10 protein-coding genes are annotated in these 12468 nt (G+C 60.7%); 3 read left to right on the top strand and 7 right to left on the bottom strand.

Annotation, left to right across the window (positions count from 1 at the left end; genetic code table 11):
* Positions 1–6 precede the first annotated feature (6 nt).
* From GR197_RS27115 to chvE, 5 genes are all read right to left on the bottom strand, one after another.
* Positions 7–1440 carry an aldehyde dehydrogenase family protein gene (locus GR197_RS27115; protein WP_164015223.1) on the bottom strand — a complete coding sequence of 478 codons (1434 nt, stop codon included), beginning with the start codon at positions 1438–1440 and terminating at the stop codon, positions 7–9.
* A 35-nt stretch (positions 1441–1475) separates the two neighbouring features.
* Positions 1476–2471, bottom strand: coding sequence for an AraD1 family protein (gene araD1 / locus GR197_RS27110; RefSeq protein ID WP_164015221.1), 996 nt, complete (start codon positions 2469–2471; stop codon positions 1476–1478).
* A 116-nt stretch (positions 2472–2587) separates the two neighbouring features.
* The gene (gene mmsB, locus GR197_RS27105) at positions 2588–3799 is read right to left on the bottom strand and encodes a multiple monosaccharide ABC transporter permease (protein WP_164015219.1); all 1212 of its coding nucleotides are present in this window, start codon (positions 3797–3799) and stop codon (positions 2588–2590) included.
* Positions 3796–5334 carry a multiple monosaccharide ABC transporter ATP-binding protein gene (mmsA, locus tag GR197_RS27100; protein WP_164015217.1) on the bottom strand — a complete coding sequence of 513 codons (1539 nt, stop codon included), beginning with the start codon at positions 5332–5334 and terminating at the stop codon, positions 3796–3798. Before mmsA ends, mmsB begins: the two co-directional genes overlap by 4 nt.
* A gap of 99 nt (positions 5335–5433) precedes the next feature.
* Entirely contained in the window at positions 5434–6498 is a 1065-nt protein-coding gene (gene chvE / locus GR197_RS27095) for a multiple monosaccharide ABC transporter substrate-binding protein (protein ID WP_164015215.1), read from the bottom strand.
* Between the two features lie 272 nt (positions 6499–6770).
* Between chvE and GR197_RS27090 the strand changes: the two genes are divergently transcribed.
* Positions 6771–7778, top strand: coding sequence for a LysR family transcriptional regulator (locus GR197_RS27090; protein ID WP_164015213.1), 1008 nt, complete (start codon positions 6771–6773; stop codon positions 7776–7778).
* 149 nt (positions 7779–7927) lie between these two features.
* Entirely contained in the window at positions 7928–8395 is a 468-nt protein-coding gene (locus GR197_RS27085; protein WP_164015211.1) for a hypothetical protein, read from the top strand.
* Here GR197_RS27085 and GR197_RS27080 read toward each other — a convergent pair whose 3' ends face one another.
* Positions 8396–8680 carry a hypothetical protein gene (locus GR197_RS27080; RefSeq protein WP_164015209.1) on the bottom strand — a complete coding sequence of 95 codons (285 nt, stop codon included), beginning with the start codon at positions 8678–8680 and terminating at the stop codon, positions 8396–8398. It abuts the gene before it with no gap.
* Between the two features lie 197 nt (positions 8681–8877).
* Here GR197_RS27080 and iolG point away from each other — a divergent pair, with 197 nt between their 5' ends.
* Complete coding sequence (gene iolG, locus GR197_RS27075) at positions 8878–9870, top strand: inositol 2-dehydrogenase (protein ID WP_164015207.1); 993 nt, start codon at positions 8878–8880, stop codon at positions 9868–9870.
* Between the two features lie 1189 nt (positions 9871–11059).
* On the opposite strand, the gene GR197_RS27070 is transcribed toward iolG, so the two are convergent.
* Positions 11060–12283 carry an ROK family transcriptional regulator gene (locus GR197_RS27070; RefSeq protein ID WP_164015205.1) on the bottom strand — a complete coding sequence of 408 codons (1224 nt, stop codon included), beginning with the start codon at positions 12281–12283 and terminating at the stop codon, positions 11060–11062.
* Positions 12284–12468 lie beyond the last annotated feature (185 nt).

Below are 12468 nucleotides of genomic sequence, written 5' to 3'. Positions count from 1 at the left end.
CTTTGTTTAAGCCAGCGTGTAGGCGGTCTTGACGGTTGTGTAGAATTCGCTCGCGTACTTGCCCTGCTCGCGCGGGCCATAGGACGAGCCCTTGCGGCCTCCGAACGGCACATGGAAATCGACACCCGCCGTCGGCAGGTTGACCATCACCATGCCGGCCTCGGCATTGCGCTTGAAGTGCGTGGCATGTTTCAGGCTGGTCGTGGCGATGCCGGCCGAAAGCCCGAACGGAGTGTCGTTGGATGTTGCCAAGGCCTCGTCGTAATCCTTGACCCGGATCACCGACACCACCGGTCCGAAGATCTCCTCGCGCGAGATGCGCATCTGGTTGGTCGCTTCGGTAAACAGCGTCGGCTGCAGGTAGAAGCCAGGCGTGTCGCGGGAGACGACTTCACCGCCGAAGGCGAGTTTGGCGCCTTCCTTTTTGCCGATCTCGATATAGTCGGTATCGGTCTTCAGCTGCCGCTCGTCGACGACAGGGCCGATATGGGTGCCGGCCTTCAAAGCATTGTCGACGACCAAGGTCTTCAGCCTGTCGGTCAAAGCAGCAACGAACTTGTCGTGGATGCCTTCGGTCACGATCAGCCGCGAGGATGCCGTGCAGCGCTGGCCTGTCGAGAAGAAGCCGGAATTAGCGGCCGCCTCGACGGCGACGGAAAGATCGGCGTCGTCGAGCACGACCATCGGGTTCTTGCCGCCCATCTCAAGCTGGAATTTGCGGTTATGCTCGATGGATGCGGCGGCGACGCGGCGGCCGGTGCCGGTGGAGCCGGTGAAGGTGATGCCGTGAACGTAGGGGCTTTCGAGCATCGCCTGGCCGACGATTGAGCCCTTGCCCATGACCAGGTTCAAGACGCCCTTCGGCAGGCCGGCGCGGTTGAGGATATCGACGATCGCCCAGGAACAGGCAGGCACCAGTTCGGCCGGCTTGAAGACGACGGTGTTGCCGTAGCAGAGTGCCGGCGCGATCTTCCAGGCGGGAATGGCGATCGGGAAGTTCCACGGCGTAATGATGCCGATGACCCCGAGGCCCTCGCGGGTGATCTCGACGCCGATGTTCGGGCGCACTGACGGGATGACCTCGCCGGCCAGCCGCAGCGCTTCGCCAGCGAAGAATTCGAAGATCTGCGAAGCGCGGATGACTTCGCCGGTCGCTTCCGGCAGCGTCTTGCCTTCTTCGCGGGCAAGCAGCGCGCCGAGCTCGTCCTTGCGCGCCATGATCTCGTCGCCGGCCTTCTTCAGGATGACGTGGCGTTCCCAGATGCCGGAGCGCGACCAGGCCGGGAAAGCAGCCTTGGCGGCGGCAATGGCGTTTTTCGTGTCTTCGGCGCTGCCGTCGGCATAAAGGCCGACGACTTCGTTCGTATCGGACGGGTTAATATTCTTCGTCGCGTTGGTGCCGACCCATTCGCCGGCGATCAGGTTTTGATAAATGGTCATGGGCTGAACAAGCCTCCTTTACCGTTTATGAGAAATCAGAGTTGCTTGACGGCGATCTCTTCTTCGGCGGCCACCTTCAGCGGATTGCGCAGCGGCAGGCCGAATTCGGCGACTTCGATTTCGAAGACATCGCCCTCTTCCGCCTTGATGCCGTCGGCAAAGGACAGCGTCGCCGTGCCGAACATATGGACATGGACATCGCCCGGTGCACGGAAGAGGCCGTATTTGAAGTGGTGATATTCGAGATTGGCGAAGGTGTGCGACATGTTGGCTTCACCCGACAGGAAGGGCTTTTCGAAGATCACCTTGTCCCCGCGCTTGATGCGCGAGGTGCCGCGGATGTCGTCGGGTGCGGCGCCGATGCGGATTTCCGGACCATAGGCGGCCGGGCGCAGTTTCGAGTGGGCCAGATAGAGATAGTTGATCCGTTCGGTGACGTGGTCCGAAAACTCGTTCGAAAGCGCAAAGCCGATACGGAACGGCGAGCCGTCGCTGGCGATGACATAAATGCCAGCCATTTCAGGCTCTTCACCGCCATCGAGCGCAAAGGACGGCGAGATCAGCGGCGCGCCGGGGGCGGCAGCGCCGTAGCCGTTGCCCTTGTAGAACCATTCCGGCTGCACGCCCTTTTCGCCCGATTTCGGCTTGCCGTTTTCGAGGCCCATCTTGAACATCTTCATCGAGTCCGTGAGGGTTTCCTCGGCCGCCTCCGTGGTCTTCTTGTGCATGGAATCGCGGGTGGCCGCCGATCCCAGATGCGTCAGGCCGGTGCCGGTCAGGTGCAGGTGGGCGGCATCCGGATGGGTGATCGGCGGCAGGAAGCGGCCTTCGGCATAGGCCTTTTCAAGATCGACGGCATCGCCGTAACCATGGGCCTCGATGACCGCGGCAAGCGACTTGCCGCCGTCTGCGGCTTCCATCGCCAGCGCATAGACGCTGCCGGCATTGTTGACGGACTTGGCCGCGCCGCCCTGCTCGCGCACGGCGACGACGATCTCTCCGTTGGCACCCTTGATCTGGGAAATAAGCACGACTTCGATCCTTCTCGTTCCAGCGAAGACTAAGACAAGCTCCGCCTGTCCGGCTCCATCAGGAGCCGGAATCCATCTTTCTTATGACTGCGAATGCCTGGGCTGCGCTTTGGCGCTCAGCCCTTGTTCTTGTTGTAGACGTCGAAGAACACGGCAGCGAGAAGCACCGCACCCTTGACCATCTGCTGCGAGTCGGTGCCGAGACCGTGGATCGACATGCCGTTGTTCATGATGCCCATGATCAGCGCGCCGATAACCGCACCGGTCACCTTGCCGACGCCGCCCTGGGCCGATGCGCCGCCGATGAAGCAGGCGGCGATGACGTCCAGTTCAAGGCCGAAGCCGCCCTTGGCCGTCGCCGAGTTGAGGCGCAGCGCAACGATCAGTCCGGCGAGGCCGGCAAGCAGGCCCATGTTGGCGAAGGTCAGGAAGGTCAGCCGCTCGGTGTTGATACCGGAAAGCTTGGTCGCCTTCTCATTGCCGCCCATGGCATAGATGCGCCGGCCGATCGTCGTACGACGGGTAATGAAGGCGTAGGCAGCGACCAGGGCGAGCATAATGACCAGCACGTTCGGGAAGCCGCGATAGATCGACAGCTGGTAGCCGAGCGCCAGAATAGCGAGACTGACGAGGATGTTCTGGGCGAGGAAGAAGCCCAAGGGCTCGACATCATTGCCATGCTTCTCGTTCGACAGACGCTTGCGCCATGCCAGATAGAACAGCGCCACGGCGCCGACGACGGTCAGAATGATCGAGGTCGAGTTGATGCCGCCCATATCGAAAAGGTTCGGCAGGAAGCCGATGCTGATCAACTGGAACTCAGGCGGGAAAGGACCGATGCTGGTGCCGGTTCCCGAAGCCGTCATCACGAACAGCGTCAGGCCGCGGAAGACCAGCATGCCGGCAAGCGTAACGATGAAGGCCGGGATCTTGTGATAGGCGACGAAATAGCCCTGGATGCCGCCGACAAGCGCGCCCATGGCCAGACAGACGACAGCCGCCACGACATAGTTGACGTGCCATTGCACCGTCATCACGCCGGCAATGGCGCCGATGAAGCCGACGACGGAGCCGACCGAAAGGTCGATGTGGCCGGCGACGATGATCAGCAGCATGCCCAGCGCCATGATGACGATGAACGAGTTCTGCAGAATGATGTTGGTCAGGTTGAGCGGCCTGAAGAGAACGCCGCCGGTCGAAATCTGGAAGAACACCATGATCGCGATCAGCGCGATGAACATGCCGTATTCCCGGATGTTGCCGCGAACGTAGTCTCCGATCGAGACGACACGCCCTTGCTCAGCGATGGGTTGGTTGATCGGCGTCATTGTTTCTTCTCTCCTGAGCGCATGATGGCGCGCATGATGGTTTCCTGGCTCGCTTCTCCCTTCGGCAGTTCCGCAACGATACGCCCTTCATTCATGACGTAGATGCGGTCGCAGGTGCCAAGAAGTTCCGGCATTTCCGACGAGATCATCAGAACGGCTTTGCCGTCAGCCGCGAGCTGATTGATGATAGTATAGATTTCGTATTTTGCACCCACATCGATGCCGCGCGTCGGCTCGTCGAGGATCAAAACATCAGGATTGGAGAACAGCCACTTCGACAGCACCACCTTCTGCTGGTTGCCGCCGGAGAGATTGACCGTTTCCTGGAAGATGCTGGAAGAGCGGATGCGCAGCTTCGAGCGATAGTCGGACGCGACCCTGGATTCCTTGACGCTGTCGATGACCGACGCGTTCGACACCGCCTTCAAATTGACCAGCGTCGTATTGTGCAGGATCGTGTCGTTGAGCACGAGGCCGAGCTGCTTGCGGTCTTCGGTGACATAGGCGAGACCGGCGTCGATCGCCCGGCGCACGGTGCTGACATCAACCGGCTTGCCGTGCATCAGCACGTCGCCCGACACCTTGTGCCCATAGGCCTTGCCGAACAGGCTCATGGCGAATTCGGTGCGCCCTGCCCCCATCAGACCGGCGATACCGACGACTTCGCCCTTGCGGACTGTGACGTTGATATCGTGCAGGACCTGACGGTCGCGGTGCTGCTGGTGATAGCAATTCCAGTTCTTTACTTCGAGAATGGTTTCGCCGATCGGCACCGAACGCGGGGGATAGCGATCCTCGAGATCGCGGCCGACCATGTTGCGGATGATGATGTCTTCGCTGATTTCGTCCGCGTGACAGTCGAGCGTCTTGACCGTCATGCCGTCGCGCAGGACGGTGATCTGGTCGGCGACCTTGCGGATCTCGTTCAGCTTGTGGGAAATGATGATCGAGGTGATGCCCTGATTGCGGAATTCCATCAGCAGCGTGAGCAGCGCGTCGGAATCGCTTTCGTTGAGCGAGGCTGTGGGTTCGTCGAGGATGAGCAGCTTGACGCTCTTCGACAGCGCCTTGGCGATCTCGACGAGCTGCTGCTTGCCGACGCCAATGTCGGTGACCAGCGTGTTCGGAGATTCCGACAGGCCTACCTTCTTGAGCAGCTGCTTGGTGCGGTTGAACGTCTCGTCCCAGCTGATGACGCCACTCTTGGCATTCTCGTTGCCGAGGAAGATATTCTCGCCGATCGACAGCAACGGCACGAGCGCCAGTTCCTGGTGGATGATGACGATGCCGATTTCTTCGGAGTTCTTCAGGACCTTGAAGTTGCGCGTCTCGCCTTCGTAGACGATGTCGCCTTCATAGCTTCCCGTCGGATAGACGCCTGATAGCACTTTCATCAGGGTCGATTTGCCGGCCCCGTTTTCGCCTACCAACGCGTGAATTTCACCCTTGCGAACCTTGAGGTTCACGTTCTCCAGCGCCTTGACGCCCGGGAACGTCTTGGTGATGCTCCGCATTTCGAGGATGATGTTGTCCATAGTCAAAGTTCCAACGCCTTGAGCCGCCAAGCGGCTTGGCGATCATAAAATCGAAGACCGGAACCCGCAAGCGCGGGCTCCGGCCTCCTGCTTAACTTCTTACTTCAGCTTGTCTTCAGAGTAGTAACCGCTGTCGACGAGGATCTGCTTGTAGTTGGTCTTGTCGACGGCAACCGGCTTCAACAGATAGGACGGAACGACCTTGACGCCGTTGTCGTAGGTCTTCGTGTCGTTGACCTCAGGCTCCTTGCCGGACATGACGGCATCGACCATGGCAACAGTGACCTTGGCGAGTTCGCGGGTGTCCTTGAAGATCGTCGAATGCTGTTCGCCAGCAATGATCGACTTGACCGACGGGATTTCAGCGTCCTGACCGGTGACGATCGGCAGCGGCTGGGCAGCCGTACCATAACCAACGCCCTTCAGCGAGGAGATGATGCCGATCGACAGGCCGTCGTAAGGCGACAGAACGGCGTCGACCTTAGCGTCGGTGTAGTTGGCCGAGAGCAGGTTGTCCATGCGGGCCTGGGCCGTTGCCGGATCCCAACGCAGCGTGCCGACCTTGTCCATGCCGGTCTGGCCGGACTTCACGACGAGCTTGCCGCTGTCGATGTAGGGCTGCAGGACGGACATTGCGCCATCATAGAAGAAGAAGGCGTTGTTATCATCAGGCGAACCGCCGAACAGTTCGATGTTGAACGGGCCTTTGCCATCCTTGAGGCCGAGGCCGTCAACGATGGAGCCAGCCTGCAGAACGCCGACCTGGAAGTTGTCGAACGTCGCGTAATAATCGACGTTGCCCGAATCGCGGATCAGACGGTCATAAGCAATGACCTTGATGCCGGCGTCATGAGCCTTCTGGAGAACGTCGGAAAGCGTCGTGCCGTCGATCGAAGCAATAACGAGAACCTTGGCACCCTTGGTGACCATGTTTTCGATCTGCGAAAGCTGGTTCGGAATATCGTCGTCGCCATACTGCAGGTCGGTCTGGTAGCCGGCAGCCTGGAGCTGCTTGACGATGTTGTTGCCGTCGTCGATCCAGCGAGCCGAAGCCTTGGTCGGCATTGCAATGCCGACGGTGCCCTTGTCGGCAGCCATTGCCGGTGCAACGAACGAAGCGACGCCGAAGGCAGCCGCAGCCATCAATGAGATAATGGACTTCATTTCTCTCTCCCTTGTTAATAGTGCAGCGGACGAAAAATCGCCCGCCCCCGAAACTGTGGCAGGTTCCGTATTGGATAGTTACTTCAGATGGTGAGAAACGAAGTAGGTCTCCTCCACGATCTCACACGTGTTGAGTGCCAACCAGCACACGGCGGCAAACTGGTATGGATTCCTATAACTGTCAAATAGAATAAGTGGTAACGTGCATAACAATTTTGGTATATCGTTAAAAAGTATTACTTTTGATGGAGCGCAGCGAGGAGGCTGCAACCATGACGATTATTTCAGAGCCAATTTTGATGGATCACGTCGATATCCACAGCGATAGTTTCGGCGATGACAACCTTTTACGTGCAGGACTTAAGCTGAATCACCTGCGGATGATCGTCGCAATCGAAGATAGCGGACAGATTTCCGCAGCTGCGGAAGTCTTAAACATCTCGCAGCCCGCAGCATCGCGCATGTTGTCCGAAATGGAATCAATCACCAAGACGCCGCTCTATGAGCGCGTCGCCCGCGGCGTGGTACTGACGACCTTCGGCGCAGCCCTCGCCAGACGGGCACGAAAGATCCTGCTGGAGCTGCGCGAGGCAAGCCGCGAGATCGGCGAACTGAAGAGCGGCAAGGGCGGCCCGGTGTTCATCGGCGCGGTGACGGCGCCGGCCATGAGCCTCGTCGTGCCGGCAATCAACAGGGTGCGCAAGGCCTATCCCGGCATCGAGATCAACATCCAGGTGGAGACCAGCAATGTGCTGGCCCGCGAGCTGCTCGCCGCCCGCCACGACTTCATCATCAGCCGCATTCCCGACGATCTCAATCCGCGCCTGTTCGAGGTGACCGAGATCGGCATCGAGCGGGCCTGCCTGATCGTGCGCAACCGCCATCCGCTGCTGAAAAAGAAAAAGACCAGCAGCCTTTCCGACATCCGGGATTACGACTGGGTGTTTCAGCCGCCGGGCACGCTGCTGCGCCGGACGATCGAGGATATTTTCCTATCGCGCGGCGTGGCACTGCCAGAAAATATCGTCAACACCTCGTCCCTGCTTTTGACCTGCGCCATCGTCTGCGGAACCGACGCGATCGCTCCTGTTGCCACGGACGTCGCCCAGTTCCTGGCAAGCCAAAGCGCCAAGGCTTCCGACGTGCGGATGCTGCCGATCGATTTCGACATCAACGTCAAACCCTACAGCCTGATCACGGCGAGGGAACGGGCGCTGCCGCCGAGCGCAAGGCTGCTCTACGACATCATCCTGGAGGAGAGCCTGAAGCAGGCGGGCTGACGCGGCCAGCAAGCCCTGCGCCATCTTCCCCGCCTTTAATGCGCGCCGAAACAATTCCTGTAAAAGTGCGCAGTGGATTTTGCCTGCGGAAATTGCGTGAAAAAATTAGAGCACGTCGGTGTTTCGAAGAATGCTCTTAAGGAATGCGGATGCTGTTCGGACAGTCGGTATTTCAATCAGTCCTCGAGCGGCTGAAGGCGGAGCACGAGACGGAAGAGGATGCCGAGGCGCCCGCTGCCCATCGTGTGGCTGGCCTCGGCACCGCGCTTGCCTTCGATGTCATGGAGGGTGTCTCGGTCGCCACACAGCGCGTCGGCCAGGCCTATTTCGACAATCTGGAACACGAAGCCGCCGCCAGCGTCGCGGAGAAACCGGCGCCTTTGCCGGAACCCGATCCCGTCATGCCGGATCATCTCACCCGCACGACACCGCAGGAGGTTTCCGCCGAGCTGGCAATCTCGGCCGCCGACACGCCGCTGACACTCAGCGAGAAGCGCCGCGCCTTCGCCCGAGCCAATCATCCCGACGGCGTCGCCCTGCCTTTTCGCGACAATGCGACGAAGCGGATGATGCTCGCCAATCTGCTGATCGACGAGGCGCTGCGGCGATTGCGCTGATTACTCGGCCTTACCGTCCTTCGAAGGATTTTCGGTGGATATCTCCGCCGGCTCGTCCTCTTCATCAGCCTCGGGCTCGGCTGCCGGCTCGACGGTCGCCGGCTGCGGATTGAACGTCCAGAACAGCATATAGAAGGAATAGGCCCCCGCCGCGGCCGAGAGCACCGCCCAGAAGGGATCGCCCCCGACAATCTCGAACGCCGCCCAGCCGAAGCAGACGGCAACAATGGCAACACGCACCCAAAGGCGCCGGTATGCCGGATGGTTCGGATCAATCAGTTGCATCTCTACCCCGCGGTCGCATATGTCACACTGCGCTTAGCATGTGTCACACTGCCCATGGCATGTGTGGCGCTTGTCTTTAGTTTGAATCTTGCAAATGTGAAAGAGCCGCGGGCTTGACGCCGCGCATAGATAATGGAATGAAAATTCCAGATTTTTGGCAATTCGGTTTGTTTATTCCGAATTCAACGGAGGTTGCTATGACAGTGAGATTTGGTCTTCTCGGCGCCGGCCGCATCGGCAAGGTTCATGCGAAAGCCGTCAGCGGCGACGCCAATGCAAAGCTCGTCGCGGTCGCCGACGCCTTTCCGCAGGCGGCCGACGCCATCGCCTCGGCCTATGGCTGCGAGGTCCGCACGATCGAGGCGATCGAGGCCGCCAAGGATATCGACGCCGTCGTCATCTGCACACCGACCGACACCCATGCCGACCTGATCGAGCGCTTCGCCCGCGCCGGCAAGGCGATCTTCTGCGAAAAGCCGATCGATCTCGACGTTGCCCGCGTCAAGGCCTGCATGAAGGTGGTGGAAGAGACCGGCGGCAAGCTGATGGTCGGCTTCAACCGCCGCTTCGATCCGCATTTCATGGCGGTACGCAAGGTCATCGACGACGGTAAGATCGGCGATGTCGAGATGGTGACGATCACCTCGCGCGACCCCGGCGCCCCGCCAGTGGATTACATCAAGCGCTCGGGCGGCATCTTCCGCGACATGACGATCCACGATTTCGACATGGCCCGCTTCCTGCTCGGCGAAGAGCCGGTCTCGGTGCTGGCCACCGCCGCCGTGCTGGTCGACAAGGCGATCGGTGAGGCCGGCGACTATGACAGCGTCTCGGTGATCCTGCAGACGAAATCTGGCAAGCAGGCGATCATCTCCAATTCCCGCCGCGCCACCTACGGCTACGACCAGCGCATCGAAGTGCACGGCGCAAAGGGCATGGCCGCGGCGGAAAACCAGCGGCCGGTCTCGATCGAAGTCGCAAACGGCGACGGCTACACCCGCCCACCGCTGCATGATTTCTTCATGACCCGCTACACCGAAGCCTACGCCAACGAAATCGCCGCCTTCATCGCCGCAATCCAAAAGGGCACGAAGATCTCGCCATCGGGCGCCGATGGCCTGGCCGCGCTGGCGCTCGCCGATGCGGCGGTGCAGTCGGTGAAGGAAGGCAAGCTGATCAAGGTTGGGTGACGGCTGTCATTTGATTTGAGAGATGTTTGTGAGACGGCTGGGTGTTTGCCCGGCCGTTTTGCGTTTGTGTGCGGCCGTATTCCTCGCTGTCTTGCTCCAGAAGCCATCCCACCCTCAGTCCTCCTCGGGCTTGACCCGAGGATCCACGGCAGTCGTGGCATGGATCCTCGGCTCAAGGCCGAGGACGACGGAGAGTGAGGGTGCGTTTGCGCCAAACTTGCCGTCGGCGCGGCGCATAAGGCGTTCACTGGTTCAAGGCAGTGAAGCCGGTTAGGGAAGGCAAGCTGATTAGGGTTGGCTGACGGCCAGCTTTCGATTGCGAGATAGGTGCGAGATGGCCGGGTGTTTGCCCGGCCGTTTTGTGTTTGTGTGCGCCGCATCCCTCGCTGTCTTGCTCCAGAAGCCACCCCACCCTCCGTCCTCCTCGGGCTTGACCCGAGGATCCACGCCGCATCCACCAAGGGCCGTGGCATGGATTCCAGGCTCAAGGCCTGGAATGACGGAGGGTGAGGGTTGCGTTTGCGCCAAACTTATCGTCGGCGCGGCGCATGAGGCGCCCCGGTTCGTGGTCGAAAGGCGGTGCGGTCGGTTTGGGAAGGCAAGCTGATTAGGGTTGGCTGACGACTGTCTTTCGATTGAGAGATTGGTGGAATGGCCTGGTGTTTGCCCGGCCGTTTTGCGTTTGTGTGCGTCCATATTCCGCGCTGTCTTGCTCCGGAAGCTACCCCGCCCTCCGTCCTCCTCGGGCTTGACCCGAGGATCCACGCCGCGTCCACCAAGGGCCGTGGCATGGATTCCAGGCTCAAGGCCTGGAATGACGGAGGGTAAGGGTTGCGTTTGCGCCAAACTCGCCGTTGGCGCAACGAATGATGCGTTCGACTCCTGGCTGAAGGCGGGGCCGCGCAGCCCTCGTCCAACTACCGGCATATGCCGGGGTCGAGCCGCAACCTCTCTCACCCTCTTCTCCCTTTGGAAGGCAGACAGCGCGCCTGAACGGCCGCGGCATGGATCCTCGGGTCAAGCCCGAGGAGGACGGAGGGTGGGGTGACCTTCGCAGCAGAACAGCGATGGATGGCCAGAAACGAATGCAGTGGCGCTCCTGCCGTGTCCGCGTCTCCTGCCATCCCCTCCCCTCAACCTTCCTCATTCCAATCCACGGCCGCAGCCGAAGCGCCAGCAGGATCTCTCCCTAATCTCCGCTCTGACCACCCGAAATCACAATATCCTGGTCAATCACCGACAGTGCCCGGTTCAGATGGCCCTCGAAGACCAGGATTTGTTCGTCGGCGACCACCCGGATTTCCGGCATGCCTTCCATGCGCACGATGTGCGACTGGCTGAGACCCTCTTCGATCCCTTGCCGCAGAAGGTCGTAATAACGGGTGCCGGGGCCGGTAATGGCGATGGGCATGCGTTCGGTGAGGCTGAGCATGCGCGACAGGCCGTTGCCGAGCGCCAGGCCTGCCTGACGGAAAGCGAAGGCGGGGATGCGGTGGCCTTGGCGAGCCTTGGCGGCGATTTTGTCGAGTTCGGCGACGGGGACGAATTTTGCCGGGATGGTATCGAGCGGCACTTCGAAGGCGCTGCGCAGGATGGCGTAGAAGCCGGCATAGGCTTCGATGCAGCCGCGGGTGCCGCAGCGGCAGAGGCCGCCACCCGCCATGTGCAGCATGTGGCCGAAATTCGGCGCCGAGATCTCCTGGCCGGTCTGGTTCCCGCGCCGGACGATGCCCAGCCCGACGCTGTGGCCGAGCGAAAGGGCGGCGAGCGAGCGGAAATCGGCGCCCTTGACGATCTCCTCACGCGCGCCGAGGGCGGCGGCGACCAGCAGCGTCTCGTTGTCGAGGATCACCTTCGCCTGCCAGTCCGGCCGCAGTGCTGATTCGAAATCGATCTGCTCGCTGCCGAAGATCGGCGACCAGACAAGCACCGGCTCGGTTGAGTTGACCAGCCCCTTGCTGCTGATCGAAATCAGCAGCACCTTTTCCTGGGTAATCCTGGAACGATCCAGAATGCGCGAAAGCCCGGCGCGCACGCCTGCAATGAAACGGGCGGCCCCTGCCGGATCGTGCGAGCGCTCCTCGCTGAAACGGTCGATCAGCTTGCCGGCATAATCCACAAGCGAATATTGCACCGCATCCGAGGAGATGATGACGACGATGAGATAGCCGCAATCGCGCCGCTGCCGCAAAAGCACGCGCGGCCGGCCGCGGCCGCTGGCCGCCTGCTGCTCGGATTTCTCGATGATCTGGGCGCGTTCCAGATCGGCTGTGATTGCCGAGATGGTGGCCGAGGAAAGCCCGGTGGAATCGGCTATTTCGGTATGGGCGAGCGCGCCGTGGCGGCGCAGCACGGACAGCACGAGCACGCTGTTTCGCTGCCGGACCAGCTCCGTGCTCGACTTGGTCAGCATGAATGCCGCCCTCTCCCCTGCTTGCTCCGCCCTCGGTTCTCACTGCATCTCCGGCCGCCGTTCCGCAAGGGAAATTAAGCCGGCAGTACAGTGTTGACAGCCGAAAAAATCTCTGACACTTAATTTCTCGACTGTCGAGAAAATAATCCGAATTTTTCTGGACAGCTTTTCGCGGTGGCCGGAGG

Source organism: Rhizobium phaseoli (genome assembly GCF_010668805.1).
GTDB lineage: Bacteria > Pseudomonadota > Alphaproteobacteria > Rhizobiales > Rhizobiaceae > Rhizobium > Rhizobium phaseoli_A.
This window is presented reverse-complemented; position numbering and strand designations above follow the sequence as displayed.